The 26,587-nt window shown below is 64.5% G+C and carries 24 protein-coding genes, 1 tRNA gene and 1 pseudogene; 13 read left to right on the top strand and 13 right to left on the bottom strand.

The window, feature by feature from the left end; all coding sequences use genetic code 11:
• Positions 1-115 precede the first annotated feature (115 nt).
• On the top strand, positions 116-556 hold the full coding sequence (locus MMSP_RS17275; protein WP_011739731.1) for a Zn-ribbon domain-containing OB-fold protein: 441 nt from the start codon (positions 116-118) through the stop codon (positions 554-556).
• On the top strand, positions 556-1,758 hold the full coding sequence (locus tag MMSP_RS17280; RefSeq protein ID WP_020787678.1) for a lipid-transfer protein: 1,203 nt from the start codon (positions 556-558) through the stop codon (positions 1,756-1,758). Before MMSP_RS17275 ends, MMSP_RS17280 begins: the two co-directional genes overlap by 1 nt.
• A 44-nt stretch (positions 1,759-1,802) precedes the next feature.
• Here the strand turns inward: MMSP_RS17280 and MMSP_RS17285 are convergent, their stop codons facing one another.
• Positions 1,803-2,420: an ANTAR domain-containing response regulator gene (locus MMSP_RS17285; protein ID WP_012394174.1), complete on the bottom strand. Its 618-nt coding sequence runs from the start codon at positions 2,418-2,420 to the stop codon at positions 1,803-1,805.
• A 126-nt stretch (positions 2,421-2,546) separates the two neighbouring features.
• On the opposite strand from MMSP_RS17285, the gene MMSP_RS17290 reads away from it, so the two are divergent.
• The 7 genes from MMSP_RS17290 (at position 2,547) to cydC (ending at position 10,718) form a co-directional block, all read left to right on the top strand.
• A tRNA-Leu gene (locus tag MMSP_RS17290) sits at positions 2,547-2,623 on the top strand.
• A gap of 98 nt (positions 2,624-2,721) precedes the next feature.
• Positions 2,722-4,062: an adenylate/guanylate cyclase domain-containing protein gene (locus tag MMSP_RS17295; protein ID WP_020787679.1), complete on the top strand. Its 1,341-nt coding sequence runs from the start codon at positions 2,722-2,724 to the stop codon at positions 4,060-4,062.
• Between the two features lie 62 nt (positions 4,063-4,124).
• A complete protein-coding gene (locus MMSP_RS17300; protein WP_011739729.1) occupies positions 4,125-4,703 on the top strand; it encodes an HdeD family acid-resistance protein in 579 nt (192 codons plus the stop codon).
• Positions 4,704-4,806: 103 nt separating this feature from the next.
• Positions 4,807-6,264 carry a cytochrome ubiquinol oxidase subunit I gene (locus MMSP_RS17305; protein ID WP_012394172.1) on the top strand — a complete coding sequence of 486 codons (1,458 nt, stop codon included), beginning with the start codon at positions 4,807-4,809 and terminating at the stop codon, positions 6,262-6,264.
• Positions 6,265-6,311: 47 nt separating this feature from the next.
• On the top strand, positions 6,312-7,352 hold the full coding sequence (gene cydB, locus MMSP_RS17310) for a cytochrome d ubiquinol oxidase subunit II (RefSeq protein WP_020787680.1): 1,041 nt from the start codon (positions 6,312-6,314) through the stop codon (positions 7,350-7,352).
• Positions 7,353-7,414: 62 nt separating this feature from the next.
• On the top strand, positions 7,415-9,037 hold the full coding sequence (gene cydD, locus MMSP_RS17315) for a thiol reductant ABC exporter subunit CydD (protein ID WP_020787681.1): 1,623 nt from the start codon (positions 7,415-7,417) through the stop codon (positions 9,035-9,037).
• Positions 9,024-10,718, top strand: coding sequence for a thiol reductant ABC exporter subunit CydC (gene cydC / locus MMSP_RS17320; protein WP_051153700.1), 1,695 nt, complete (start codon positions 9,024-9,026; stop codon positions 10,716-10,718). Before cydD ends, cydC begins: the two co-directional genes overlap by 14 nt.
• On the opposite strand, the gene MMSP_RS17325 is transcribed toward cydC, so the two are convergent.
• From MMSP_RS17325 to pyk, 3 genes are all read right to left on the bottom strand, one after another.
• Positions 10,680-12,080 carry a bifunctional lysylphosphatidylglycerol flippase/synthetase MprF gene (locus tag MMSP_RS17325; protein WP_015355986.1) on the bottom strand — a complete coding sequence of 467 codons (1,401 nt, stop codon included), beginning with the start codon at positions 12,078-12,080 and terminating at the stop codon, positions 10,680-10,682. The genes cydC and MMSP_RS17325 overlap by 39 nt on opposite strands.
• 131 nt (positions 12,081-12,211) lie before the next feature.
• A complete protein-coding gene (locus MMSP_RS17330; RefSeq protein ID WP_020787683.1) occupies positions 12,212-13,117 on the bottom strand; it encodes an acyl-CoA thioesterase II in 906 nt (301 codons plus the stop codon).
• 99 nt (positions 13,118-13,216) lie between these two features.
• Positions 13,217-14,635, bottom strand: coding sequence for a pyruvate kinase (gene pyk, locus MMSP_RS17335; RefSeq protein WP_011739723.1), 1,419 nt, complete (start codon positions 14,633-14,635; stop codon positions 13,217-13,219).
• 406 nt (positions 14,636-15,041) lie between these two features.
• Between pyk and MMSP_RS17340 the strand changes: the two genes are divergently transcribed.
• Positions 15,042-15,797, top strand: coding sequence for a cutinase family protein (locus tag MMSP_RS17340; RefSeq protein WP_020787686.1), 756 nt, complete (start codon positions 15,042-15,044; stop codon positions 15,795-15,797).
• Between the two features lie 21 nt (positions 15,798-15,818).
• On the opposite strand, the gene MMSP_RS17345 is transcribed toward MMSP_RS17340, so the two are convergent.
• The 8 genes and pseudogenes from MMSP_RS17345 to MMSP_RS17380 all read right to left on the bottom strand — a co-directional run bounded on the left by MMSP_RS17345 (position 15,819) and on the right by MMSP_RS17380 (position 23,902).
• Entirely contained in the window at positions 15,819-16,259 is a 441-nt protein-coding gene (locus MMSP_RS17345; RefSeq protein ID WP_015355989.1) for a DUF2752 domain-containing protein, read from the bottom strand.
• Positions 16,249-16,644, bottom strand: coding sequence for an NINE protein (locus tag MMSP_RS17350; protein WP_012394163.1), 396 nt, complete (start codon positions 16,642-16,644; stop codon positions 16,249-16,251). The genes MMSP_RS17345 and MMSP_RS17350 overlap by 11 nt, the downstream gene beginning before the upstream one ends.
• 812 nt (positions 16,645-17,456) lie before the next feature.
• Positions 17,457-18,646, bottom strand: a pseudogene (locus MMSP_RS28740) (prolipoprotein diacylglyceryl transferase); the annotation flags it as partial.
• The gene (gene trpA, locus MMSP_RS17360; RefSeq protein WP_036427377.1) at positions 18,643-19,455 is read right to left on the bottom strand and encodes a tryptophan synthase subunit alpha; all 813 of its coding nucleotides are present in this window, start codon (positions 19,453-19,455) and stop codon (positions 18,643-18,645) included. The gene trpA and the pseudogene MMSP_RS28740, both read right to left, overlap by 4 nt.
• On the bottom strand, positions 19,455-20,732 hold the full coding sequence (gene trpB / locus MMSP_RS17365) for a tryptophan synthase subunit beta (protein ID WP_012394160.1): 1,278 nt from the start codon (positions 20,730-20,732) through the stop codon (positions 19,455-19,457). The genes trpA and trpB overlap by 1 nt, the downstream gene beginning before the upstream one ends.
• A 35-nt stretch (positions 20,733-20,767) precedes the next feature.
• The gene (gene trpC / locus MMSP_RS17370; RefSeq protein WP_012394159.1) at positions 20,768-21,586 is read right to left on the bottom strand and encodes an indole-3-glycerol phosphate synthase TrpC; all 819 of its coding nucleotides are present in this window, start codon (positions 21,584-21,586) and stop codon (positions 20,768-20,770) included.
• 89 nt (positions 21,587-21,675) lie between these two features.
• A complete protein-coding gene (locus tag MMSP_RS17375; protein ID WP_020787689.1) occupies positions 21,676-22,323 on the bottom strand; it encodes a TIGR02234 family membrane protein in 648 nt (215 codons plus the stop codon).
• A 40-nt stretch (positions 22,324-22,363) separates the two neighbouring features.
• On the bottom strand, positions 22,364-23,902 hold the full coding sequence (locus MMSP_RS17380) for an anthranilate synthase component I (RefSeq protein WP_036426658.1): 1,539 nt from the start codon (positions 23,900-23,902) through the stop codon (positions 22,364-22,366).
• Between the two features lie 50 nt (positions 23,903-23,952).
• Here MMSP_RS17380 and MMSP_RS17385 point away from each other — a divergent pair, with 50 nt between their 5' ends.
• Positions 23,953-24,411 carry a peroxiredoxin gene (locus MMSP_RS17385; protein WP_020787691.1) on the top strand — a complete coding sequence of 153 codons (459 nt, stop codon included), beginning with the start codon at positions 23,953-23,955 and terminating at the stop codon, positions 24,409-24,411.
• 24 nt (positions 24,412-24,435) lie between these two features.
• On the opposite strand, the gene MMSP_RS17390 is transcribed toward MMSP_RS17385, so the two are convergent.
• A complete protein-coding gene (locus MMSP_RS17390) occupies positions 24,436-25,518 on the bottom strand; it encodes a calcium:proton antiporter (RefSeq protein ID WP_012394156.1) in 1,083 nt (360 codons plus the stop codon).
• Positions 25,519-25,761: 243 nt separating this feature from the next.
• On the opposite strand from MMSP_RS17390, the gene MMSP_RS28745 reads away from it, so the two are divergent.
• Together MMSP_RS28745 and MMSP_RS28750 are read left to right on the top strand one after the other, a co-directional pair.
• On the top strand, positions 25,762-26,235 hold the full coding sequence (locus MMSP_RS28745) for a hypothetical protein (RefSeq protein ID WP_369797323.1): 474 nt from the start codon (positions 25,762-25,764) through the stop codon (positions 26,233-26,235).
• The gene (locus MMSP_RS28750) at positions 26,199-26,579 is read left to right on the top strand and encodes a TPM domain-containing protein (RefSeq protein WP_235065789.1); all 381 of its coding nucleotides are present in this window, start codon (positions 26,199-26,201) and stop codon (positions 26,577-26,579) included. The genes MMSP_RS28745 and MMSP_RS28750 overlap by 37 nt, the downstream gene beginning before the upstream one ends.
• The last annotated feature ends 8 nt before the right edge of the window (positions 26,580-26,587 follow it).

Below are 26,587 nucleotides of genomic sequence, written 5' to 3' on the forward strand. Positions count from 1 at the left end.
CGCGACACTCACGGCTCACACTCTAGGCATCCGGTGCGACGCGCCGACCGGGCCCAACCGCCGGCAGAACTGCAACACGTTTCAGTTTTGTGCTCGTGCTGGGTAGGCTGGCCCGGTGCCAGAGGTCACCAGTCAACAACCGGCGGTCGCGGGTTGGTTCACCACCGATGAAGCCGGAAGCCCCCATCTGATCGGCAGTAAGTGCCCCCCGTGCGGTACTTATGTTTTCCCCCCTCGCGAGAACAACTGCCCCAATCCGGCTTGCGCCAACGACAAACTAGAGTCCGTTGCTTTATCCCGTCGGGGAAAGCTGTGGAGCTACACCGAGAACCGTTACGCTCCGCCCCCGCCCTACCCGTCCCCCGACCCCTTTGAGCCGTTCGCCGTCGCCGCGGTGGAGCTCGCCGACGAGGGGCTGATCGTGCTAGGCAAAGTTGTCGAAGGCACGCTGGCCGCCGACTTGAAGATCGGCATGGAGATGGAGCTGACGACCATGCCGCTGTTCACCGACGAGGACGGCGTCGAACGCATCGTGTACGCCTGGAGGATCGCCTGATGAGTGCCCCCGAACCCCTTTACATCCTTGGCGCCGGAATGCACCCGTGGGGCAAGTGGGGCAACGACTTCACCGAATACGGGGTCGCTGCCGCCCGCGCCGCCCTGCGCGAAGCCGGTTTGGAATGGCGCCAGATCCAGCTGGTGGCCGGCGCGGACACCATCCGCAACGGATACCCGGGCTTTGTGGCCGGCGCCACCTTCGCGCAGAAGCTCGGCTGGAACGGCGTGCCGGTCAGTTCGAGCTACGCCGCGTGCGCCAGCGGCTCCCAGGCGCTGCAAAGCGCGCGGGCCCAGATTCTGGCCGGATTCTGCGATGTTGCGTTGGTGGTCGGCGCCGACACCACCCCGAAAGGGTTTTTCGCCCCGGTCGGCGGTGAGCGCAAAAACGATCCCGATTGGCAGCGATTCCACCTGATCGGGGCTACCAACCCGGTCTACTTCGCCTTGCTCGCGCGGCGCCGGATGGACCTGTACGGGGCCACCCTCGAGGATTTCGCCCAGGTGAAAGTCAAGAACTCCCGGCACGGCCTGCAAAACCCCAACGCCCGCTACCGCAAGGAAGTCTCGGTCGAGGACGTGCTGGCCAGCCAGGTAGTGGCTGAACCGTTGCGGTTGCTGGATATCTGCGCCACCTCCGACGGCGCGGCGGCCTTGATCGTGGCCAGCGCAAAGTTCGCTCGCGAACACCTGGGCTCGCTCGACGGGGTGCCATCGGTGCGCGCGGTCAGCACCGTGACCCCGCGCTACCCACAACATCTGCCCGAATTGCCGGACATCGCAACGGATTCCACGGCGGTAGTCCCCGCACCGGAGCGAGTGTTCAAGGATCAGATCCTCGATGCGGCCTATACCGAAGCCGGCATAGGCCCCGAGGACCTGAGCCTGGCTGAGGTGTACGACCTGTCCACCGCGCTAGAACTTGACTGGTACGAGCACCTGGGTCTGTGCCCGAAAGGTGAAGCCGAGGCGCTGCTGCGCAGCGGAGCGACGACCATCGGCGGCAGGCTGCCGGTCAACCCGTCCGGTGGGCTGGCCTGCTTCGGCGAGGCAATCCCCGCTCAGGCCATTGCCCAAGTCTGCGAGTTGAACTGGCAGCTGCGCGGTCAGGCCACCGGCCGGCAAGTGGAGAACGCCAGGGTGGGCGTGACGGCGAACCAGGGCCTGTTCGGGCACGGTTCCTCGGTGATCGTGGCGCGCTAGCGGCGACGCGCTGTGTCTGGCGTGACGGGTCGGCGCGCCCGGGACTAGGCCTCGTCGGGGGTATCCAGGGTTTCCAGGACCACCTCAGCCACCCGCTTCATGGTGGTCCGCCGGTCCATGGCGGCCCGCTGGATCCACTTGAAGGCCTCTGGCTCGGTCATCCCTTGTTTGGCCTGCAGCAAGCCTTTGGCACGCTCAACGAGCTTGCGCGTTTCCAGACGGTCCGACAGTGTGGCGACTTCGTTTTCCAGCGCACTGATCTCGCTGAACCGGCTCACCGCCAGTTCAATCGCCGGAACCAGGTCACTGACGGTGAAAGGCTTCACCAGGTACGCCATCGCCCCGGCATCGCGAGCGCGTTCGACCAGATCGCGCTGACTGAACGCGGTCAGCACCACGATCGGCGCAATGCGCTTAGTGGCGATCTCCGACGCGGCGTCGATGCCGTCGCGGCGCGGCATCTTCACATCCATGATCACCAGATCGGGCTTGTGCAGCTCGGCAAGCTCGACGGCCTCCTGGCCGTCGCCGGCCTCGCCGACGATGTCGTACCCCTCCTCTCGCAGCATTTCGGCCAAGTCCATGCGGATGAGCGCTTCATCTTCCGCGATCAGGACTCGGCGTGTCTTCGCGGCATCGGCATCGGTGGTGGGGCCGGTCATGACGGACATTGTGACGTGAGCGGCTGGAATCAGGAACCTTGGGGGGCGGTGAGTCGGGACGAGGAGTCAAATCCACTATGGTTTGAGGCTCATCTAAGGTAGTAAGCCGCAACGGACAAGCGACAGGCCCTCGTATCCCAACTGGCAGAGGAAACGGATTCAAAACCCGTCCAGTGTGAGTTCGAATCTCACCGAGGGCACCAGCTCAGCAGCGAACTACCGGCGCAGCAAGCATCCAAAACGCGCCGGGACGTGGTCGTTCGACTGGGTAGACAACGGGCGCACCGGTAGGCTTTGAGCCGTGCCGGCCAAGAAATCGGCTAAGAAGTGTCGTACCGCACGGCGATCGTCTGACGGCTTGCCCCGCCCGGACTCGGTCGCGGCCGTCCGCGAGCAAACCCGTGACCTCAATCAGCACTACGCCCACAGTGCGGCGCGCCGTGCCCGGGTCCTGAGCATCGCCGCCTTGTTGGCGGTGCTGATCAGCAGCAGCTTTATCCTGGTGCAATTCCTCACACAGGCGTGGATCTGGCAGATCACCCTGATCAACATCGCCGCAACGTTGGTCTTTGCGACCGTCCCGATGCTGCACCGCTTCGGGGAGCTGGTGGCGCCGCTGACGTTTGTCGGCGCAGCCTATGTCTCGGTTTTCGCCAGCTGCTGGAATGTGGGCACCGGGTCGGGAGCTCAGATGTTCTTCCTGGTGGGTGCCTGCCTGGTCGTGCTGGTGCTGGGCATTGAACACGTGGTGCTTGCGAGCGGCCTCGCGGCGCTCGCCGCCGCCCTGATCATCACCGTGGAATTCGTAGTTCCGCGTAACACCGGCGCCCAGTCGGCATGGCTCCAATCCCTCGGCTGCATCATCACCACCGTCTCCGCGTGCCTCCTGGTGTTCGTCACGGTGTGGTTTGCCCTTCGAGACACCGCGCGCGCCGAGGCCGTCATGGAGGCGCAGTACGACCGTTCAGAGGCGCTGCTGGCCAACATGCTGCCGGTGAGTGTGGCGGACCGGCTCAAGGAGCCCGAGCGAAACATCATCGCCGACAAATACGAAGAGGCCTCCGTGCTGTTCGCCGACATCGTCGGCTTCACCGAGCGCGCGAGCTCGACCGCGCCGGCCGATCTGGTTCGATTCCTAGACCGTCTCTACAGCGCTTTCGACGCCCTGGTGGACAAATACGGGCTGGAAAAGATCAAGGTCAGCGGCGACTCCTACATGGTGGTCAGCGGAGTGCCACGGCCACGGCCCGATCATGTGCAGGCGTTGGCAGATTTTGCGCTCGACATGGTTGATGTCGCCGCCGGCATGAAGGATCCGCACAACCGCTCAGTGCCGCTACGGGTCGGCCTGGCCACCGGCCCCGTCGTCGCGGGTGTGGTGGGCTCACGCAGGTTCTTCTATGACGTTTGGGGCGACGCCGTCAACGTTGCGTCCCGGATGGAATCCACCGACTCGGTGGGCAAGATCCAGGTGCCGGATGAGGTCTACGAGCGGCTCAACAAAGACTTTGTGCTCCAGGAGCGCGGACACATCAATGTCAAAGGAAAAGGTGTGATGCGCACCTGGTATCTGATCGGCCGCAAGCCGATCGACGAACCCACCGCCGTGCCCGCCGATGAGCCGAACGCCGCGCGCGTCTAGTTTTCGGCACGTCCGGTCGGCCCACTAGACACAACCCTTTGCCCCTTTGCCAGGACCGTCACATGTGTCACACTGCGGCCATGGAAACCTCACCTGTCCCAAGCTTGTTACCGCATCTGTGGAAGTCAACGCTGACATCGGGAATCCTGTCGCTGATCCTTGGCGCGTTAATCCTGGCCTGGCCAGGAATTTCGGTCTTGGTTGCTGCCGTCGCCTTCGGCGTCTACCTCATCCTGACCGGGATCGCGCAGGTCATGTTCGCGTTCAGCCTGCATGTGTCGGCGGGCAGTCGAATCCTGCTGTTCATCAGCGGCGCGGCTTCGCTGATCCTGGCCGTGCTGGCCTTCCGCCACTTCGGCAATGCGGTCTTGCTGCTGGCCATCTGGATCGGCATCGGATTCATCTTCCGCGGCGTCGCCACCACGGTGTCGGCAATCAGCGACCCCACCCTGCCGGGTCGCGGATGGTCGATTTTCATCGGTGTCATCAGCCTGATCGCCGGCGTGGTGGTGATGGGCGCGCCGTTCGAGTCGATCATCACCCTGGCCATCGTCGTGGGCGTGTGGCTGGTGGTCATCGGCGCGTTCGAAGTCGTGTCGTCCTTCGGTATCCGCAAGGCATCTAAGTCGCTAGGGCTCTGACCCTCGGGCCGGGTGGCTCAATTGACGCTAGCGTCGGAGCCGCCCGGCCTACTACACTTCGTCGTAGCACGGTAAGACCACCCGCAGGCCCGGGAGATGGCACATGAATGTCGTCGATGTTTCGCGTTGGCAGTTCGGTATCACCACCGTCTACCACTTTATTTTCGTACCGCTCACGATCGGCCTTGCTCCCCTGCTGGCCATCATGCAGACGGCCTGGGTGATCACCGACAACCCCGCGTGGTACCGACTGACCAAGTTCTTCGGGAAGTTGTTCCTGATCAACTTCGCCATCGGCGTGGCGACGGGGATCGTCCAAGAATTCCAGTTCGGAATGAACTGGAGCGAGTACTCACGGTTCGTCGGCGACATCTTCGGCGCCCCCCTGGCCATGGAGGGCCTGATGGCCTTCTTCTTCGAATCCACCTTCATCGGATTGTGGATCTTCGGCTGGAGCAGGTTGCCCCGCCTTGTCCACCTGGCCTGCATCTGGATAGTCGCGATCAGCGTGAACGTGTCCGCGTTCTTCATCATCACGGCCAATTCGTTCATGCAACACCCGGTCGGTGCGCACTACAACCCCGAAACCCACCGTGCCGAACTGAACAGCATCGTGGCCTTGCTCACCAACAACACCGGGCGAACCGCATTTGCCCACACGGTCACGGGCGCATTCCTCACCGCCGGGACGTTCGTCGCCGCCGTGAGCGCCTGGTGGCTGGTGCGTTCCAAGAATTCCCCCGTACCGCCGGGTACCCGGGCCATGTACCGTCCGGCGACCATCCTGGGGTGTTGGGTGGCGTTGATCGCCACGGTCGGCCTGTTCTTCAGCGGCGACTACCAAGGCAAGCTGATGTTTCAGCAGCAGCCGATGAAGATGGCTTCGGCAGAGTCATTGTGCGACACCCAAACCGATCCGAACTTTTCCATCCTCACGGTGGGCCGGCAGAACAACTGCGATGGCCTCACCCGAGTCATCGAGGTGCCCTACGTATTACCGATCCTGGCGCAGGGCAGGCCGACCAACGTCACCCTGCAAGGCGTGCGTGACCTGCAACGGGACTACCAACAGCGATTCGGTCCAAATGACTACCGCCCCAATCTCTTCGTCACCTACTGGTCGTTTCGCGCCATGATCGGATTCCTGGCAATCCCAGTCCTGTTCGCGTTGCTTGCGCTGTGGCTGACTCGCGGTGGACGCATCCCGGACAAGCGTTGGTTCGGATGGTTTGCGCTGCTGACGATTCCGACTCCGTTCCTGGCCAACATCTCCGGGTGGGTGTTCACCGAGATGGGCCGCCAGCCCTGGATCGTGGCCCCGAACCCAACCGGTGACCCCAACGTTCGGCTCACCGTCGCAACCGCGGTGTCCAACCTGACCACCGCCACGGTCGTCACCTCCCTGGTGACATTCACGCTTGTCTACGCGGTGCTCGCGGTCATCTGGTTTTGGCTGCTCAAACGCTACATAGTCGAGGGCCCGCTGGAACACGACGCCGAGCCTGCTCCACCACGCGCACCCGACGACGACGAGGTAGCACCTCTGTCGTTCGCCTATTGAGACCGGGCAAGGCCCAAGCCACCAACTCAAGAGAAGGGAGCTGACCGTTGGGACTCCAAGAGTTGTGGTTCGCTGTCATCGCGGTGCTGTTCCTTGGATTCTTCATCCTCGAGGGATTCGACTTCGGCGTAGGCATGCTGATGGCACCCTTCGCACATTTCGGCACGGGTGATCCGGAGATCCACCGGCGCACCGCTCTCAACACCATTGGACCGGTTTGGGACGGCAACGAGGTGTGGCTGATCACCAGCGGCGCGGCCATGTTCGCCGCATTTCCCGGCTGGTACGCCACGGTGTTCTCCACGCTGTACTTGCCGCTGCTGGCCATCTTGTTCGGCATGATCGTGCGCTCGGTGGCCATCGAGTGGCGCGGCAAGGTCGATGACCCAAAGTGGCGTGCGCTGGCCGACTTCGGCATTGCAGCCGGGTCCTGGTTGCCGGCCATACTCTGGGGCGTCGCATTCGCCATCCTGGTGCGAGGCCTGCCCGTCGATGCCAACGGTCGCGTGGCCCTGTCGATCGGCGATGTGCTCAACGCGTACACCCTGTTGGGCGGATTGGCCACCGCCGGCCTGTTTCTGTTCTACGGGGCGGTGTTTGTCGCCTTGAAGACGGCGGGCCCGATTCGCGACGACGCATACCGGTTTGCCGTCGTGTTGTCGCTTCCCGTCACGGTCCTGGTCGCCGGATTTGGGGTTTGGACCCAGTTGGCTTATGGCAAGCAGTGGACCTGGGCCTTGCTGGGGGTGGCCGTGGTTGCGCAGCTGGCGGCGGTGCTGCTGGTCTGGCGACGCGTATCCGATGGCTGGGCGTTCCTCTGCATCGCGGTGGTAGTGGCGGCCGTGGTGCTCCTGCTGTTCGGTGCCCTATACCCGAATCTGGTGCCGTCGACGCTCAACGAGCGATGGAACGTAACGATCTACAACGCCTCCTCGACGCCCTACACGCTCAAGATCATGACCTGGGTTACCGCGTTGTTCGCCCCGCTGACGGTGGTCTACCAGGCCTGGACGTACTGGGTCTTCCGGCAGCGGATTTCGGCCGAGCGGATACCGCCGTCGATAGGTCTGGCTAGGCGCCCCTCCTGACCGCAAGGGCCTCGACCACCCGCGCGCCGCTGGACCCGCGGCTGTGGCGGGCGTCGGCCGCGTTGCGGTGCTATCTGATCGCCTCGGTGACCTGCGGAGTGGTCATCTCGGGCTGTGCCATTGCGTCGGCGATCGTGCTGGCGAGCATGGTCGCGCGCGTCGCCAGCGACCCCTCGGCACGGTGTCTACGCTGCTGGCTGGGCTCGCTGTTGATGTTGTCGGCGCTGTGGGCGTTGCGCGCGGTGACGCACTGGCTGCAGGCGCGCCTGGGCCAGCGCGGGGCCAGCGCGGTGATCGCCGAGCTCAGTGGGCAGGTGCTGGAGTCGGTGACGGCCCACCAGCCCAACGAATTGGCGGCACAACGCGATGCCGCCGCGGTGGTGGTAACCCGCGGACTGGACGGCTTGCGACCCTATTTCACCGGTTACCTGCCCACGCTGTTTCTTGCGGCGATCCTGACCCCGGCCACCGTGGTGATGATCGCGGTCTACGACGTGAAGTCGGCGCTGATCGCGGTGATCACCCTTCCACTGATCCCGGTCTTCATGGTCTTGATCGGGTTGGCTACCGCTGAGCGGTCAGCGGCGGCTCTGGCCGCAATGGCCACCTTGCAGGCCCGATTGCTGGATCTGATCGCCGGAATCCCCACCCTGCGGGCGCTGGGCCGAGCCTCCGGCCCTGAACAACGCATCGCCGAGCTCAGCGCCGCGCATCGGCGCTCGGCCCTGGCGACACTGCGAATTGCCTTCTTGTCAGCTCTGGTGCTCGAACTGCTGGCGACTCTGGGCGTGGCTGTGATTGCCGTCAGCATCGGACTGCGCTTGGTGTTCGGTGAAATGACACTGACCGCCGGTCTCACAGTGTTACTGCTGGCCCCGGACGTGTACTGGCCGCTGCGCCGCATTGGCGTGGAGTTTCACGCCGCCCAGGACGGGAAATCCGCGGCCGACCAGGCATTCACGCTCATCGGCGAAACGGCTTGCACCCCACCGGCTCGACGAGCGGTAACCGCCCGTGAGGCGACGATCCACCTCCAAAATCTCAGCGTCACCGGACGCGACGGCCGATCACCACACAACTTGACCGCCACCATCGAACCCGGCCAGGTGACGGTGCTGACCGGACAAAACGGCGCGGGCAAGAGCACCACATTGCAGCTGATCGCGGGGCTCACCACGCCGTCAAACGGGCGGCTTACCGTCGCTGGAATCGACATCAGCGAGCTGGATCCCGTCGACTGGTGGCGCCAGTTGTCCTGGTTGCCGCAGCGTTCGGTGCTGATCCCCGGAACGGTCCGTGACAACCTGGTGCTACTTGGTGAGCCGGCCGATTTGGACAGCGCCTGCGCGGCGTCGGGCTTCGACGCGGTCCTGGCTGAGCTCCCGGACGGATTGGACACGGTGCTGGGCCGAGACGGCGTCGGTTTGTCGCTGGGGCAGCGACAACGTTTGGCCCTGGCCCGCGTCCTGGGATCGCCTTCCCCGGTGCTGCTACTCGACGAGCCCACCGCACACCTGGACTCGCGCACCGAGGAGCAAGTGCTGCAGGCCATCGCCGAACGGGCCCGCACCGGTGCGACCGTGGTGGTGGTCGGACATCGCGAACCGGTGGTTGCCATCGGCGACCAGGTAGTCGAGGTAACCCGCGACGGACTCGATACTCAGGCCGGCTATGTCCCGGTCTGATTCCCTATCGGCCGCATACGACCTGTTGCGTCCGAGGCTGCCCCGGGTGCTCGCCGCGATCGCCCTGGGGGTGTTGTCCCTGGGCAGCGCCCTGGCACTGGCCGGCGTGTCGGCCTGGCTGATAACCCGGGCATCGCAGATGCCGCCGGTGCTTGACCTATCGATCCCCGTCGTCGCGGTGCGGACGTTCGCGATCTCGCGGGGCGTTCTGCACTATTGCGAACGACTGGCCACCCACGACATCGCGCTACGCGCGGCAGGCACCGCGCGTGCCCGGATCTATCAGCGACTAGCCGAAGGACCGGTAGCAGCGGCATTCCGGTTATCCAGCGGCGACCTGGTGGCGCGCGTCGGTAGCGACGTTGACACCTTGGCTGACGTGCTGGTGCGCGCCCTGGTTCCGGTGGGCGTGGCGGCGGTGCTGGCACCGGCTGCGATCGGGGTGGTCGCGGTCATATCACTGCCGGCAGCTGCCGTGTTGACGATGTGCTTCATCGTGGCCGGGATAATTGCGCCGTCGCTTGCCCGCAGAGCGGCGCAATCACAGGAAGCGCTGGCCCGCCAGCATCATGCCGGCCGGGATGAGTCGGCGATGGTCGCCCTCGAACATGCCCCCGAGCTCCGGGTCGGCGGCGTGCTACCTGCAGTGATCGCGAAATCACAACGGCAACAACATGCCTGGGGCGAGGCCATGGATGCGGCGGCGCGTCCCGCCGCGATCGCCGAAGCCGTACCGACAGCGGCAATCGGAACAAGCGTGCTCGGAGCGGTGGTGGCCGGAATCCTCATGGCCCCCACCGTCGCGCCCACCACCCTGGCGGTCCTGATGTTGTTGCCCCTGTCTGCCTTCGAGGCCACGAACGCTCTCCCGGCCGCTGCGGTTCAGCTGACCCGGTCCCGAATCGCGTTGCACCGGTTGATCGAACTCGCTGGGCGCGACGTCAACCCGCCGACCGATACCGCGATCGCAACGCTGGAATCCCCCACGCTCGGCCAGCTGTCAGCGGATATCTATTCCGGCCATTCACGGGCCCACGCCACCCGGACCACGATCGAGCTGTCACCGGGGGCTCCGCTGGCCGTCACGGGCCCCAGCGGCTCCGGAAAGACGACCCTACTAATGACCCTGGCCGGGCTGCTATCGCCGCTACAGGGGCAGGTGCTATTGAACGGAATCAGTCTGACCCGGTTCGATGACGCCGAATTACGCAGCACCATTGGGTTTTTCGCTGAAGACGCGCACATCTTCGCGACTACCGTGCGCGACAACTTGCTGGTTGTCCGCGGAGATTGCACCGATGACGAGCTGGTGACCACCCTGGATAGGGTCGGCCTCGGCGCGTGGCTCGCCGGTCTTCCCCACGGCCTGTCGGCGGTCTTGATCGGTGGCGCGCAGGCGGTCTCCGCGGGCCAGCGCCGACGGCTCCTGCTCGCCCGCGCAGCGCTTTCGCCTGCCCAGATCGTGCTCCTCGACGAACCCACCGAGCACCTCGACGCAATCGACGCCGATCGCATTCTTCGTTACCTCCTATCCTCGGAGACCGGTCTGCTACCCGTCGCCAAGACCATCGTGGTGGCCACCCACCACCTCTCCGAAAACATTCGGTGTGACCGAATGAACATCCCTTCCCGGCAAGAGGTTTCACCGAAGGTGACGCCGGCGCGGCATGAACTCCAGTGAGAGCAGTACGACCAGCAGCGGAATGACCTGAGTCACGGTGATCAACGCATACCGCCGCTGGTCGAGCGCGTGGAACTTGCACAGGTAGCGGTACAGCGACTCGAGGGAGATCAAGGGGTCAAGCAAGTGGATCAACAGGTAGAACAGGCGCTGCGGCCGGCTACGGTGACACTCGTCGAAGATTTCCGGAAACGCCGCGAATGCCAGTGACAGTCGCTGCGCCCCCGCGTCTTTGGCAGCAATGATCATGTCGACGCTGAGCCGTTCGTCGATCCCGTTCGGGGCCCCACTCCGACGCCACGGCACATCCAGGGAGTAGTCGCTACCGCGCCCGGCCGTCGTGAACCGGTCAAATCCCTGTACCCGCCCGGAAACATCGCGAGCAATGATCAGCTGCACCCCGGGGTATGTACCTTCGAGCACGCCGTCCAGACTCATGCAGAAGCCACGGTCGTTTCGGGCCCCTTTGGGTGATGCCAGCAGCATCTCGGCCAGCTCTGCCCGCCGTGTGTCGTCGAGCTCCTGCTCGGCCACGATTTCGGTGGTGATGCCCGCGTTGCGGGTGCGCTTGACGGCCTGACGCAGGTTGCGGAACTTTCGGCCCACCATGGCGAAGCTCCGCACGTCGATGACGACATCGCAACCGATGGGAACCGCGCGCAGGGATTGGCCGACCACCGCACGGTCGGCCCATAGGTCAAGCCGCCGCTCGCTGCAAGCCAAGACCGCGATCCGCCAGCCGTGGGTGTGACACATGGCGGCGAAGTCGGCGATCAGTTGCGGAAACTGCGATTCCGCACCAATGGGGTCGCCGGCGACGACCGCAAAACCCATCCGCGTCCGATATGCCAGCGCCGCGGTGCCGGCCGCGTTGAAGTGATAGCACTTGCCCGCCTGCATCGCGAACGGCGCCAACGGATCCGCACTGGTGGCGTTGATCAAGGCCCACACTCGCGGTAGTTCCTCGGGCCGCGGATGCGCCGACGTTGGCCACATCAGCACCAGTCCCGATCCGGCGATCAATAGTTCACCGGCCAGACTAAAAGACAACACATGCGCGCCCAAGCCAAGGACCAGGATCAAGGCGGCCACAATCGCATGCATCGCAGTCACCGGGCGCCCCAGGAAGATGCCTCGCGCGATCAGCGCCACCGCGGCCAGCACCGTCAACGACCAGCTCAGCCGGCCAGCGGCCTGCCAATCCTCGTGCCGGTAGTTTCGGGCCAGCAACGCAATGAGCCAGCAGGCCGCGCAGAACACCGCCAGTGCCCCAACGCAGCGGGCGGTGACAGAGTCGACGTTGACGACAACGCGTTCGCGTGCCCGAACGCGCGGCACAACCTCGACCGACGATCCGTCCACACTCACCTCCCGACAGCGCGATTCTCAGCTGGGCGGTGCGCCTACTACCAGGAACGTTACGCCTGAGCAGAGCCGGACCGGCCCAAGTTCAGGTGCTTGTCGTCGCCGCTGCGCGCATCCTCGCGCGGGGTCTATCGTCGTGCGGCGGGGAAATACTTCAGCACGCCTTCCTGCACCACCGTCGCCACCGGCTGGCCGGTGCGATTGAAGAAGTGCCCAGTGCCCAGGCCGCGTGAGTCTGCCGCCACCGGTGACGATGTGGAATACAGCACCCAATCGTTGAAGTCGACCTGCCGGTGAAACCACACCGAATGGTTGGCCGAGGCGGCGAAAATGCGGTCAAACCCCCAGGACAGGCCGTGGGTGGTGATCACCGAGTCCAGCACGGTGGTATCCGAGGAATACAGCATCGTCGCGGTGTGCAGGATCGGATCGTCGGGCAGTTTACCCAAAGCCTTTACCCAGACCCGGTTGTAGTGCAGCCGCTCCCCTTTGTCACGCATCACCCAGGACGGATCGTTGGTGTAGCGCCATTCGATCGGCTGCAGCGCGTTGACGAAGTGCGGAACGGTCTCCTCGTAGCCGCGCAGCAGCTCGCCAATGGGCGGGCGAGTTTCTGGATCGGCCACCGGCGGCGGCTCGACACCATGCTCGAGCCCACGCCCGCCCGACATGTAGGAGATCATCGCCGAGGACAGCAGCGTCCCATTCTGCACCGCGTCGATCCGTCGATTGGCGAAACGACGCTCGTCGCGCAGCCGCACCACCTGGAATTCGATGTCTTTCGTCGTGTCGCCACCGTTGATGAAGTGCACCGAGAGCGCGCTGGGCGCTAGATCGTCTCGAAGCAACGTGCGGCTGCTGGCAACAAATGACTGAGCCATCAGCAGCCCACCGAATGTTCGCATCGGGTTCTTGCTGGGATGGGCCCCGATGAACCGATCATCCGCGACGCGTTTGAGGTCTAGGACCGCGAGCAGTTCCTCGAAGTCCGACTTGGCTTCGTCTCGCACGTTGGGCTCATCGCCGGCCGGCATGGGCTCGCTCTCCTCCAGATTCGGTGGCCGAGCTCAGGCGGCGCTTCGCGGTCGCACGGATTCCTGGGTGGGACTCAATTCCCCGGCTCCTGGGCCAGGTTAGACGTCGTCCTCACCGATCCGGTGCACGTGAATCAGATTGGTCGAACCCACGGTCCCCGGCGGTGCACCCGCGACGATGACCACCAGATCACCACGCTTGTAGCGGCCGAGTTCTAGCAGCGATTTGTCGACCTGCCGAATCATGCCGTCAGTCGAGTCCATCTCCGGGACGATGAAAGTCTCGGTGCCCCAGGTCATCGCGAGCTGACTGCGCACCTCGGGCCAAGCGGTGAAGGCCAGCAGCGGCAATGGGGTATGCAGCCGAGCAAGCCGTCGCACGGTATCGCCGGACTGAGTGAAGGCGACCAACGCCTTGGCGTCGAGTCGTTCACCGATGTCGCGGGCCGCATAGGAGATCACTCCCCGCTTGGTGCGCGGCACATGGGTCAACGGCGGGGCCGCCGTCGAGTTCTCTTCAACCGCGCAGACGATGCGCGACATCGTCCGGACCGCAGCAAGTGGGTACTTGCCCACCGAGGTCTCACCGGACAGCATCAGGGCATCGGCGCCGTCAAGCACGGCGTTGGCGACGTCAGAGGCCTCGGCACGGGTGGGCCGCGAGTTCTCGATCATCGAGTCGAGCATCTGGGTCGCCACGATCACCGGTTTGGCGTTCTCCCGGGCGATCTGGATGGCCCGCTTCTGTACCAGCGGGACCTCTTCCAGCGGCAGCTCTACCCCCAGGTCGCCGCGGGCCACCATGACGGCGTCGAATGCCAACACGATGGCTTCGAGATTGTCGATCGCTTCGGGCTTTTCCAGCTTCGCGATCACCGGAACTCGCCGGCCGATCCGGTCCATCACCTCATGCACGAGTTCCACGTCCGAAGGCGACCGCACGAAGGACAGCGCGACCATGTCGACACCCAGGTTGAGCGCGAACGTGAGGTCGTCGATGTCCTTCTCCGATAGCGCCGGCGCAGATACATTCATCCCCGGCAGGGAGATTCCCTTGTTGTTGCTGACCGGGCCGCCTTCTACGACTGTGCAGACCACGTCGTTGCCGTCGATGTGATCGACGATCAATCCGACCTTGCCGTCATCAACGAGCACTCGGTCACCGGCTACCGCATCCTGGGCCAGCCTCTTGTAGGTGGTGGATACCCGGTCACGGCACCCTTCACACTCCTCGACCGTGATCCGGACCGTGTCCCCGTCAGCCCAATAGGTCGGCCCATCAGCGAAGCGGCCCAACCTGATCTTCGGGCCTTGCAGATCGGCGAGCACGCCGACCGCACGCCCCGTGGCGTCAGAGGCAGCACGCACGCGTTCATATGCGGCTTCGTGATCCGCGTAGTCGCCATGGCTGAAGTTCATTCGGGCGACGTCCATTCCGGCTTCGACCAGCTCTTTGACCAAGTCGTCCTGTTGCGTAGCCGGCCCGAGGGTGCAGACGATCTTTCCGCGTCTAGTCACGCCGTCAAAGCATAGTCGTGGTTGTGAGTCGCCGGTGTTTCGCACTGATATCGGCCCGGATTGGATCCGCGGATCATCAACCGCGGCTTCGCTCACCGTTAGTGCAACGGAGTCCTCTGGCGGGGCACCAAAACCCGCGGTGACCAAGGCACATCGTCACCCGCGTCCACCGCCGCCAACCTCGGATGCGGGGCTGGATCCGGCGCTGGAAGTCTGCGCTGCCCGGGCAACTTTGGGATCCGGGCCAGCGCGGCGCGGGTCGACGCACGCGCGGGCCCGCCGCCAGCCGAACGCGAGTTTCAGCTCAACAGCCCCGCGGGCAAGGGCGTGCGCGGGTCCGGCGGAGATGTCGGACACGCCTCTTGCAAAAGGTGCCGAACAATTCCCAGTTTGAGAAACTGGTCACATGGGCAACTACAGCGGCATGAATGCATCTCACGTCGTCCGTTTCCTAGGGCCGGCGGTGATAACGGCTTGCGACCTCAGCGCTTCCGTGTTTTCTGCCGTCGCCATTCCGTCTGCATCCGCCGAGCCATGCCCCGATGTCGAGGTGGTGTTTGCCCGCGGCACCGGCGGACCGCCCGGCCTTGGCCCCACCGGCCAGGCATTCGTCAACTCTCTGCGTTCGCACATCGGCGGGCGATCACTCGACGTGTACCCGGTCAACTATCCGGCCAGCGACAACTGGGACACCGGCCTGGACGGCATCAGAGATGCGGGCACTCATGTCGTTTCGATGGCGGGACAATGCCCCCAGACCAAGATGGTGCTGGGCGGCTACTCACAGGGCGCAGCGGTGGTGGGCTTTGTCACCTCTGCTGCGGTGCCAGCCGGAGTCGATCCCGCGACCGTCCCCAAGCCGCTGCAACCGGATGTGGCTGAGCACGTCGCTGCGGTGGTCCTGTTCGGCATGCCGAATGTGCGGGCCATGGACTTTCTGGGTGAACCCGCCGTTGAAATCGGCCCTGCCTACCAGGCGAAGACCATCAAGGTCTGCGTCCCCGAGGATCCGGTTTGTTCCGACGGCCTCAATTTCGCCGCGCATAATGCCTACGCCGACGACGGGGCCGTGGTCGATCAGGGGGTGGCGTTTGCCGCCAGCCGACTCGGTGGAGACCCAGGCGGGCCGGTGCCGGCTCCGTCGTCCGGTTTCGGCAACTGAGGACGGTGCCCTCGACCGCGGTCAAGGACCATAGACGGCGGGCACCAGCGGAAATCCGGGCAGGTTGCGCAGCACCGTCCATACGATCATCGCTACCCCGACCACGATCATCGCCGCTAGCGGCAGCGATGTGCGGCCCCGGCGTCGGCGCAGCAGGGCCCACGCTCCCAGCACAGGGATCCCGACAAGCAGGAAGATGTTGTCGTTGATGCTGGCCACCAGGTCACCGTGCAACAGGTCATGCACCATCCGTAGGCCGCCGCAGGCGGGACAATCCCAACCGGTGAGCCACTTGAACGGACACGCTGGGTAGGCCGAATTCGCGCCGTGCGGGTCGACCAAACCGATGTAGCCAAGGGCCGCGGCCAACAATCCGGCCGACGCTACGGCGCCATAGCGGCCGGGGCGCTGGCTATGTACATCGCGCCGCCCCGGCTCGGCGCAGCCCTGACTAGGTTCCATCACGCAACGGGCGACCCCACGGGTCGCTGACTTTGTCGGTCAAGATCAGCACCGCGTCAATGACACCCCAGACCAAGGCGCCTAGGCCACACGTCAACCAGCCCACAAGTAATTGCGCGATACCCATCCCGGTGTGACCCATGTAGATCCGGCCGATGCCCGCGATTCCGAACAGCCCCAGTAGCTGCAGCAACCCCGCAACCGTCTTCGACTTATCTGAAAACGGCTGGCCGGTAACGGGATGCCGGCCAAAAGGCGCCGCTGGGTCGTAGTAACTGCGGGGCGCCGAGTAGTCCGGATAGTACGGCGGCGGAAATGGCGGTGGGTATCCCGGTTGCTGTCCGGGACCAGCGCCGCCGCCGGCCCACGACTGGTCAGTCACCATTTCAGCATGCCAGATCCGATGAGCTGGTGCCCGAGCCGCTCGCCGAACTTGGCGGCCTGACGGCTACCGGCCCGAACGACGCATCCGGTTCCTCAGCCGCCACGCCAACCTTGCCGGGTTGGGCCGGTATCGCCGTCCACCGCCGCGCTCGGAGGCGGGCCCTCGCCGTCGCCAGCCGAGGTTTGGTCGGAGCCCTGCTCGATAGTTTGGCTCTGCTCCAACTCACTTTGGGTGTCGGATTCACCGGACGAAGTGTCCTCGGCCGAGTCCTCCGGTGCGGACTCGTCGGCTTCGGGCTCCTCGGAGTCTGCGGCGGGCTCGGGCGACTCATCGCCGGATTCTTCGGCTTCGGTTGCCGTGGCGTCAACGTCAACGTCAGCGTCCTCGGCCGCGACAGCGTCGAGATCGTCGCTCGCCGGCTCGGCGGGCTCGCCATCACCCTCGTCGGCGTCCGTCGCTTCAGCGGCCGCCACCGCCTCCGCTTCGGGCTCTTGGGGTTCGATCTCTTCGATATCTGCTTGCTCGACCACGACCTCGGGTTCTGCCGCGGTGGAGTCGTCGTCTGGCTCAGCATCGGCCTCGCCTGCCTCGTCAACCCCCGTTTGGCCACCATCTATGGCCTGCGCTGTCTTGTCCTCGGCCTCAGACCCCTCGGCCTCAGCGACCTCTTCTGCCTCTTTTGGCTCGTCCTCGCCCGCCTCAGCCTCTTCGGCCTCAGCGGCCACTTCGACCTCACCCTCGACCGCCTCGGCAGCCTCTATCTCACCCACCTCGGGTGCCTCAGCCTCAGCCGCCTCGTCAACCGCCTCTACCTCACCCACCTCAGCCTCTTCAGCCTCCTCAACCTCACCCTCGACCGCCTCAGCAACCTCTACCTCACCCACCTCAGCCTCAGGCGCCTCAGCCTCAGCAGCCTCGCCAACCTCACCCTCGACCGCGTCGGACGCTTCGTATCGGCTGTCGACTCATCTCCGGCGACCGCCGAACCAACGGTTTCTGGTTCGGCGACTTCGGCCGCCTTGGCCGTTTCTGCCAGTCCGGTTGGCTCGTCGCCTTCCGTATCGCCAGCTGGCGCTGCGGCGGTCGCGACCTCGCCGGCAGGTTCGGGTTCGGGCACTTCGTCAGCAGCGGCGGCCGTACCACGCACGCTTGCCGGATCCTCGCGGCCTTTGGGCGCCAAGATGATGTAGACAACTGCGCCAATGAACACGAACGTCGACGTGAAAGAGTTGATTCGGATGCCAGCGATGTGTGTAGCGGTGTCGTCGCGCAACAACTCGACGCAGAACCGCCCGACGCAATACAAGGCCACATAGGACGCGAACAATCGACCGTGACCGATTGTGAAGCGGCGGTCCAGATAGATCAACGCGGCGAATACCAGCAGGTTCCAAATCAACTCGTAGAGGAACGTCGGTTGCACCACGACCGCGACCTGCCCGGTCGAGACGCCGTCGAGCGAATGAACGTCGACGAATCCGGAGGGATCCCGACGATAGAAAATCTCCAGGCCCCACGGCACCGTGGTCTCGCGGCCGTACAGCTCCTGGTTGAAGTAATTCCCGAGCCGACCGATCGCTTGGCCCATCACCACGCCTGGTGCGACCGCGTCCAAGAAGGCAGGTAGTGGAATTCCGCGACGACGACAGCCGATCCAGGCTCCAACGGTGCCCAGCGTCACTGCACCCCAGATACCGAGGCCGCCATCCCAGATGCGCAGCGCCGCGCCCAACCCGGCGCCGCCTTCGCCAAAGTATGTCTGCCAGTCGGTGCTCAGGTGGTACAGACGCCCGCCGATCAAACCAAACGGGACCATCCACAAAGCGATGTCGTAGATCACCCCGCGCTCACCGCCGCGTGCGGCGAAACGCCGGTCACCGATCATCAGGCCCATAACGATCCCGATGATGATGAAGAATGCGTACGCGCGAATCGGCAGTGGCCCGAGATGCCAGACGCCACGCGGCGGACTGGGGAAATACGCAAGTACGGTCGCCGTCATGGCGAGTTCCTCTGGCGAACGCCAGCAGCAAGTTCCTCCGTCAGTGAGCGCAAACTCGGCAATCCGTCGCCCAACGCCGATACCAACGCCGATCCCACGATGACACCGTCGGCGTAGCGGCCGATCTCGGCGGCCTGTTCCCGCGACCGCACCCCCAAACCAACACCGACGGGTATGTCAGACACCGCCTTGACCCTCGCCACCAGATCGGGCGCAGCGTTCGACACAGCGTCGCGCGCGCCGGTCACCCCCATGGTCGACGCGGCATATACAAACCCGCGTGACGCCGCGACGGTGTTGGCCAGGCGTTCGGGTGTTGACGACGGCGCCACCAGAAAGATGCGGTCCAGCCCGTGTTCATCGGAGGCGGCAAGCCACTGTTGGGCCTCGTCGGGGATGAGGTCGGGAGTGATCAGCCCGTGCCCGCCGGCGGCCGCCAGATCCCGTGCGAATGCATCGACCCCGTACCGCAGCACCGGGTTCCAGTACGTCATCACAACGGCACGCCCGCCGGCCTTGCTTATCGATTCGACCGCGGTCAACGCGTCCCGGACTCGCACTCCCCCGCTCAGCGCCGCCTCGGTAGCCCGCTGGATAGTCGGGCCATCCATGCCCGGATCCGAGTAGGGAACGCCGACTTCGACTATGTCGCAACCTGATTCGACGAGCTCAGTCATCGCTCGCACCGATGTGTTCACGTCGGGGTAACCGGTGGGCAGATATCCGATCAACGCCGCGCGATTTTCTGCGCGGCACGAATCGAAAAGCGGTCCCAGCCTGCTGGCTTCGCGTTGTTCAACAGTCATGATCAAACCGACTTGTTCGCGCTGCCGCCAGGCGTCAGCAGACCGAACCATTTGGCGGCCGTTTCGACATCCTTGTCGCCCCGCCCCGACAAATTCACCACAATCACCGCACCCTTTCCCAGCTCACGACCCAGCTTGAGAGCACCGGCCACCGCATGGGCGGATTCGATGGCGGGGATGATGCCTTCCATCCGGCATAGCAGGCCGAATGCCTCCATCGCCTCGGAGTCGGTAATCGGCTGGTAAGTGACGCGCCCGATGTCCTTGAGCCAGGCATGTTCGGGGCCGACCCCGGGATAGTCCAGACCCGCTGAGATCGAATGGGATTCGATGGTTTGACCGTCTTCGTCCTGCAGCAAGTAGGAGAAGGAGCCCTGGAACGCTCCGGGCGAACCACCGGCAAACGTCGCCGCGTGCCGACCCGTCTCGACGCCGTCGCCTGCCGCCTCAAATCCCACCAATCGAACATCGGGATCGTCGAGAAATGCATGAAAGATCCCGATTGCATTGGATCCTCCACCGACGCATGCCACGACCGCATCAGGCAGCTTGCCCGCCTGACCTTGGATCTGCACACGAGCCTCCATGCCGATGATCCGCTGAAAATCGCGAACCATGGTCGGGAAGGGATGGGGCCCAGCCGCGGTACCAAAGCAGTAGTAGGTGCGATCGGCGTTGGTGACCCAATCCCGGAATGCCTCATTGATGGCGTCTTTGAGGGTTTTTGAACCGGTTTCCACGGCGACGACCTCAGCGCCGAGCAACCGCATCCTGGCTACGTTGAGCGCCTGACGCGCGGTGTCAACGGCCCCCATGTAGATGACACATTCCAGGCCCAGCAGCGCACACGCGGTGGCCGTAGCCACACCATGCTGTCCGGCGCCGGTCTCGGCGATCACCCGGGTCTTCCCCATCCGGCGGGCCAGCAATGCCTGACCGAGCACATTGTTGATTTTGTGAGAGCCGGTGTGGTTTAGGTCTTCTCGCTTCAGGAAGATTCGAGCTGAGCCAGCGTGCTCGCTGAGCCTGGTGGCTTCGTACAGCGGCGACGGCCGACCGGCGTAGTGCGTTTGCAGCCGATCGAGCGTGTCCAGGAAGTCCTGGTTTACCCGCTCTTTCTCGTACGCGACGGTGACCTCTTCGATCACCGCCATGAGCGCCTCTGGGACGTAACGGCCACCGTAGGCGCCGAAATGCCCGCCTGAATCGGGATCGTGGGAGGTCCGTTCTGCAATCGCGGAACTGGTCCGCGGCAGGTCCGGGCGAGATAGGTCAGCCATCACCGAAGCTCAACGGGCACGGTTGTCATCCCCGGTTAGCGGGCTGGTTTTGGGCAGGACGGATGGGTGCCTGCGGTGACCAGATCAGCAACCGCCGCCCGTGGGTCACCACTCTTGACCAGCCCTTCGCCGACCAACACGGCGTCTGCGCCAGCACCGGCATACGCCAGCAGATCATTGGTGCCGCGCACGCCGGACTCGGCAATCCTGATCACGTTGCTGGGTAATCCCGGAGCGATTCGCGCGAAGCAGTCCCGGTCCACCTCCAAGGTGGTGAGATCGCGCGCATTGACGCCGATGACCTTGGCCCCCGCCTTCAATGCCCGGTCCGCCTCCTGCTCGGTGTGCACCTCGACAAGCGCGGTCATCCCCAGCGATTCGGTCCGGTCCAGCATGGACACCAGCGCTGACTGGTCCAATGCGGCGACAATGAGCAGCAGCATGTCCGCACCGTGCGCCCGCGCCTCATGGATCTGATAGGGCTGAACCACAAAGTCTTTGCGCAATAGCGGAATAGAGACTGCCGCGCGCACCGCATCGAGATCGTCGAGCGAACCCTGAAAACGCCGGCCCTCGGTCAACACACTGATGATGCGCGCGCCGCCATCCTCATAGGCACGCGCCAGCTTGGCGGGGTCGGTGATGGGCGCCAACGAGCCAGCAGATGGGCTGGCACGCTTCACCTCGGCGATGACACCAATACCCGGCTGACGCAGGGCGGCCATCACGTCCAGTGGCGGCGGCGCCGCCGCGGCGGCGGCCTTGATCTCGGTCATGCCGACAAGCGCCTCGCGCGCGGCAACGTCGGCCCGGACTCCCTCGAGAATCGAGTCAAGCACTGTTGCCGGACTCATGCCTGTCGTTTCCTTCCGATTTAAACCAGGCTCTACAGCCGATTTACGACGACGTCCATGAAGGGTAGCGACCGTCGGCGCACCCTTGTTCACCGACCCTCGGTGTCTGGCTCAGGCGGCCGATCGGTAGGGTCCTGGCCCTCGTCCAGAGCATCCCAGATCGTGCGCTCCGACATGTCCAATTCCGCGCTCTTCGACGCCTTTTCCGTGGCTATAGCCGCGTCCTGGGCACGCGCCACGGAACGACGGGAAGCGGGCGACGCGTACTTTGTGGCGTTGTCGCCGAGTGATTCGACGATCGATGCCGAGCGCATCAACAACGCCGCGGCGGCCAGCGTGCACACGGCAGCGCCCACCGCGAGTCCCGCCCCCACGTAGTGCCTCCCGCTACCCACCAACGTGATCACCGAGACTTGAGCGAGCTCGGCCCCACGCAGTGCGACATCGGGAATCACCCACAGACTGACACCGAGATATCCGACCGCGAGGCTCACCATCGCCAGCAAGGCCGCTAGCCCCCGCAGTGGCCAGCCACGCACTGCCAGCGCCGCGACCGCGGCGGCCAACATCAGAAGCGCCATGGGCAGCAGCGCGGTGGACCACGTCGCGCCCGACAGGGTCACCTCCTTGGGCGGGCCGAGTCCGTCGAATGACCGGATGACAACCCACCCCAACCGCGAAGCAATCCACAGCACGCCGGCCGAGATCACCAGCAACAACTGGGCGATCCCGATCATTAGTCGGCTGTTCCGCCGCGCCCGGCGGTCATTCCCGGTATCAGTCACTGCACGCCGCATCCGGACGGGCCAGGGTCTCAGCGGCCGCAATCGCATTCAGTACCGCCCGCGCTTTGTTTCGCGCTTCGTTGTATTCGTAGGGCCCGTTGGAGTCGGCCACGACACCACCACCGGCTTGGACGTACGCCGTGCCGTTACGCATCAGCGCGGTGCGGATAGCGATTGCGAAATCAGCATTCCCGGCGAAATCGAGGTAGCCGACCACACCGCCGTACAAACCACGGCGAGTTTTCTCCATCTCTTCGATCAGCTCCATGGCCCGGACTTTGGGAGCACCAGACAGCGTCCCGGCCGGGAAGCACGCGGTCACCGCATCCAAAGCGCTGTGGCCCGCGTCGAGCAGACCTGTCACGGTGGAGACCAGGTGCATGACGTGGCTATAACGCTCGATGTGGCTGTAGTCCTCAACGCGAACCGTGCCCGGTATACACACCCGTCCAAGGTCGTTGCGCCCCAGATCGACCAGCATCAGGTGCTCAGCCAGTTCTTTCTGGTCGGCCAGCAACTCCTTCTCCAGGAGCTGATCCTCTTCGTCGGTCTCACCACGCCAGCGGGTTCCGGCGATCGGGTGAGTCGTTGCGCAGCCGTCATGAACGGTGACCAACGCCTCCGGGCTTGACCCAACAATCGAAAACTCAACCGAGCCATGGTCATTCGGAACCTGAATCAAGTACATGTAGGGACTCGGATTGGTGACCCGCAGGATTCGGTAGACGTCGATCGGGTCCACCGTGGTGTCCATCTCAAAACGCTGCGACGGCACCACCTGAAAAGCTTCGCCGGCAGCAATCTCTTCCACCAGGTGCTCGACGATCGCGCCGTACTCCTCGACGGTGCGCTGAGCACGGTAGTGGGGCTCCGGTCGGCTAAAAGTGGCCACCGACGACGGCAAAGGCTTACTCAGGGCAGCGGTCATCACATCCAGCCGGGCGATGGCATCGTCATAGGCCCAATCGACTCGCTCGTCGGTGCCATCCCAATTCACCGCATTGGCGATCAGGGTGATCGTGCCTTCGTGGTGGTCGACCGCCGCCAAATCTGTAGCCAGCAACAACAGCATCTCGGGAAGATGCAAATCATCCACGGCCAGGTTCGGCAGACGCTCGAGCCGGCGCACCATGTCGTAGGCGAAGAAGCCGACCATGCCGCCGGACAGCGGCGGAAGCCCCGGCATCACGCCCGTGGCAAGCACCTCCAAGGTGGACTGCAAGGCGCGCAGCGGGTCCCCACCGGTCGGAGCGCCCTCGGGCGCGGTACCCAGCCACACCGCTTCGCCGTCCCGCACGGTCAATGCTGTTGGCGCCCCGGCACCGATGAACGACCACCGCGACCACGACCGGCCATTCTCCGCCGACTCGAGTAAGAAAGTTCCCGGCCGGCCGTCAGCCAGCTTCCGGTACGCCGACAGCGGAGTTTCACTGTCGGCCAACACCTTGCGCGTGACGGGAACCACCCGATGTTCCGCGGCCAATGAGCGGAAATTTTCACGAGTAATCGTGGTTGCAAGGTCTGCGCGCATCGGCCTATCCAATCAGACGCGCCGTCCGGCCCGAGCGTAGCCTGACGGCCATGAAAATTGGTGACACCGTGGCCGACTTCGAGCTTCCCGATCAGACGGGAAAACAATGCAAGCTCAGCGCTCTACTTTCCGACGGGCCGGTGGTTCTATTCTTCTACCCCGCGGCGATGACCCCGGGGTGCACTAAGGAAGCCTGTCATTTCCGCGATTTGGCCGCCGAATTCACCGCAGTCGGCGCGAGCCGCGTCGGTATCAGCGCTGACTCCGTGCAAAAGCAGGCCAAGTTCGCCGACATGCAGCATTTCGACTATCCCCTGCTGTCAGATGCCGAAGGCACCGTCGCCGGCCAGTTCGGCGTCAAGCGCGGACTGCTCGGCAAATTGATGCCGGTCAAACGCACGACGTTTGTCATCGACACCGATCGCAAAGTTCTCAACGTGATCTCCAGCGAATTCAGCATGGACACCCACGCGGACAAGGCTCTAGAGACCCTCCGCGCCCGCGCATAACGCCCCGGCGACGCGCCCACGCTCTCAGGGGCTGACCGCAAGAAAGATGTATGCGGCCAACACCACCAGATGCAGTTCGCCCTGTAGCCGCGTCGCCCGACCAGGCAAGACGGTGAGCGCACTGACGACAACGGTCAGCACCAACAGCACCAGCTGCAGAGCTCCCAGGCCCAGCAAGAGCGGGCCGCTAAGCCAGATGGAAGCCAGCGCGATGGTCGGAATGGTGAGACCGATGCTGGCCATTGCAGAGCCGTACGCCAGGTTCAGGCTGATCTGGAGCCTCCCCTGCCGCGCCGCGCGCCCGGCGGCAAGCGTCTCCGGCAGCAGCACCAGCGTTGCGATGATCACGCCGACGAAGGACTGCGGAAAACCAGCCGCCACCACCATCCGCTCGATGATGGGCGACTCCATTTTGGCCAGTCCGACCACGGCGACCAAGGCAACCAACAAAAGCGCAAGACTCGTCATCGCCGCCCGGGTACTCGGCGGATCGGCGTGCCGGTCATCGTCGACGGCGCCTTTTTGCGCCACCGGCAGGAAGAAGTCCCTATGGCGGACGGTTTGGGTGAAAACAAACAGCAGATAAAGCGCCAGCGAGGCGACCGCGGCAAAACCGAGCTGGCCAGGTGAAAACTCGGGACCCGGCTGACTAGTGGTGAACGTGGGCAGCACCAGGCTCAGGGTCGCCAAGGTAGTCACCGTGGCGAGCGCGGTGCCGCTGCCATGGGCGTTGAACAACGTCACGCCGTACCGCTGCGAACCAAGCAGCAATGACAGCCCAGCAATCCCATTAGTAGTGATCATCACCGCAGCAAACACGGTGTCGCGTGCCAGCGTGGCCGCCTGGTGCCCGCCAGAAGCCATCAGGGTGACAATCAGAGCCACTTCAATGACCGTTACCGCGACCGCGAGCACCAGTGAACCGAATGGCTCACCGACCCGGTGCGCGACAACCTCGGCGTGATGCACGGCGGCCAGCACCGCCCCTGCGAGCAGCACTGCTTCCAGCAGACCCACCACGGGACCGATGTGCTGGCCCCAGGAAAGTACCAACGCGACAAGCGCAAGCAGCGGGGCCACCACGGTCCACGACAGGCGTTTCCACATCAACTGCCATTGTCGCTGAGGGCTCCAAACAGCCGAGCACCCCCCAAGGCCGCTGGTCAACTCCGCAGCCTGTGTATTGTGCTGCGACGCGACACCCCCCGAGCATCGGGGCACCAACGTGATTGGTGAACTTCGAGATTGCTATCCGGCTTCTGTCCGGCAGCCACAGCCCCGGCCTGGGAGTCACCACTGCTCTGGGTAGTTTCCCGATGGCCCCCTCGGCGCGATCAGTAGCATGCTCACATGCCGACAAGCGCTGGCCACAGCGAAGGCCTCCAAGAAGGTGAGCTGTTCGCCGGGTACACCATCGTGCGCCGGTTAGGTGCGGGCGGAATGGGTGAGGTGTACCTGGCGCAGCACCCCCGACTGCCCCGGCGCGACGCACTCAAGATCCTGCCCGCCGAGTTCACCTCCAGCCAGGAGTTCCGTCAGCGCTTCAACCGTGAGGCCGACCTCGCCGCAACCTTGTACAACCAGCACATAGTCGGCATCCACGATCGCGGCGAATTCCACGGACAACTCTGGATCTCCATGGACTACGTGGAGGGAACCGACGCCGCTCGACTACTGAACACCCAGTACCCGACCGGAATGCCATATGCCGAGGTGGTGGAAATCATCGCGGCGGCAGGGCTCCCCCGGGCGTCGGCGCGACACCGCCGTCAAAGCCAACCCTTCAGTTGTCTGACCACGTCACCGACCAGTCGGCGGTATTGACTCCGGCCGAGCGCGTGGTCATCGCGCGAGCGGTCACCAAGCTCTACAACCAGCGCGGCATCGGCCTCTGGGTGGTCTACGTCAAGGATTTCGGCGGCCTCACGCCGGCGAAGTGGGTCGAGAACACCATGCGCGCCAACGGCTTTGCCGACACTGAGGCGATGCTCGCGGTGGCCACCGAGACGCCGGAATTCTCCTTCCGGGTCCCGGCCGCGGTCAGTTCCGGACGGGTGGTTGCTATCGAGGTGATCCGCCGTCAGCGCATCGAACCGGCCGTGTCCCAGCGCGAATGGACTCGCGCGGCGCTGGCCGCAGCCGAAGGCCTCGCCAACCTTTCCCCCTAGCTACTTCA

Origin of the sequence: Mycobacterium sp. 012931 (assembly GCF_000419295.1) — a bacterium.
In the GTDB taxonomy this organism is placed as follows: domain Bacteria; phylum Actinomycetota; class Actinomycetes; order Mycobacteriales; family Mycobacteriaceae; genus Mycobacterium; species Mycobacterium marinum.

Bases quoted from the DNA above. Each gene is read 5' to 3' on its own strand.
- MMSP_RS17280 (WP_020787678.1), top strand. From the start codon at position 556: ATGAGTGCCCCCGAACCCCTTTACATCCTTGGCGCCGGAATGCACCCG.
- MMSP_RS17285 (WP_012394174.1), bottom strand. From the start codon at position 2,420: ATGACCGGCCCCACCACCGATGCCGATGCCGCGAAGACACGCCGAGTC.
- MMSP_RS17300 (WP_011739729.1), top strand. From the start codon at position 4,125: ATGTGTCACACTGCGGCCATGGAAACCTCACCTGTCCCAAGCTTGTTA.
- MMSP_RS17305 (WP_012394172.1), top strand. From the start codon at position 4,807: ATGAATGTCGTCGATGTTTCGCGTTGGCAGTTCGGTATCACCACCGTC.
- cydC (WP_051153700.1), top strand. From the start codon at position 9,024: ATGTCCCGGTCTGATTCCCTATCGGCCGCATACGACCTGTTGCGTCCG.
- MMSP_RS17330 (WP_020787683.1), bottom strand. From the start codon at position 13,117: ATGCCGGCCGGCGATGAGCCCAACGTGCGAGACGAAGCCAAGTCGGAC.
- MMSP_RS17340 (WP_020787686.1), top strand. From the start codon at position 15,042: ATGGGCAACTACAGCGGCATGAATGCATCTCACGTCGTCCGTTTCCTA.
- MMSP_RS17345 (WP_015355989.1), bottom strand. From the start codon at position 16,259: ATGGAACCTAGTCAGGGCTGCGCCGAGCCGGGGCGGCGCGATGTACAT.
- MMSP_RS17350 (WP_012394163.1), bottom strand. From the start codon at position 16,644: ATGGTGACTGACCAGTCGTGGGCCGGCGGCGGCGCTGGTCCCGGACAG.
- trpB (WP_012394160.1), bottom strand. From the start codon at position 20,732: ATGGCTGACCTATCTCGCCCGGACCTGCCGCGGACCAGTTCCGCGATT.
- trpC (WP_012394159.1), bottom strand. From the start codon at position 21,586: ATGAGTCCGGCAACAGTGCTTGACTCGATTCTCGAGGGAGTCCGGGCC.
- MMSP_RS17375 (WP_020787689.1), bottom strand. From the start codon at position 22,323: ATGATCGGGATCGCCCAGTTGTTGCTGGTGATCTCGGCCGGCGTGCTG.
- MMSP_RS17380 (WP_036426658.1), bottom strand. From the start codon at position 23,902: ATGCGCGCAGACCTTGCAACCACGATTACTCGTGAAAATTTCCGCTCA.
- MMSP_RS17385 (WP_020787691.1), top strand. From the start codon at position 23,953: ATGAAAATTGGTGACACCGTGGCCGACTTCGAGCTTCCCGATCAGACG.
- MMSP_RS17390 (WP_012394156.1), bottom strand. From the start codon at position 25,518: ATGTGGAAACGCCTGTCGTGGACCGTGGTGGCCCCGCTGCTTGCGCTT.
- MMSP_RS28745 (WP_369797323.1), top strand. From the start codon at position 25,762: ATGCCGACAAGCGCTGGCCACAGCGAAGGCCTCCAAGAAGGTGAGCTG.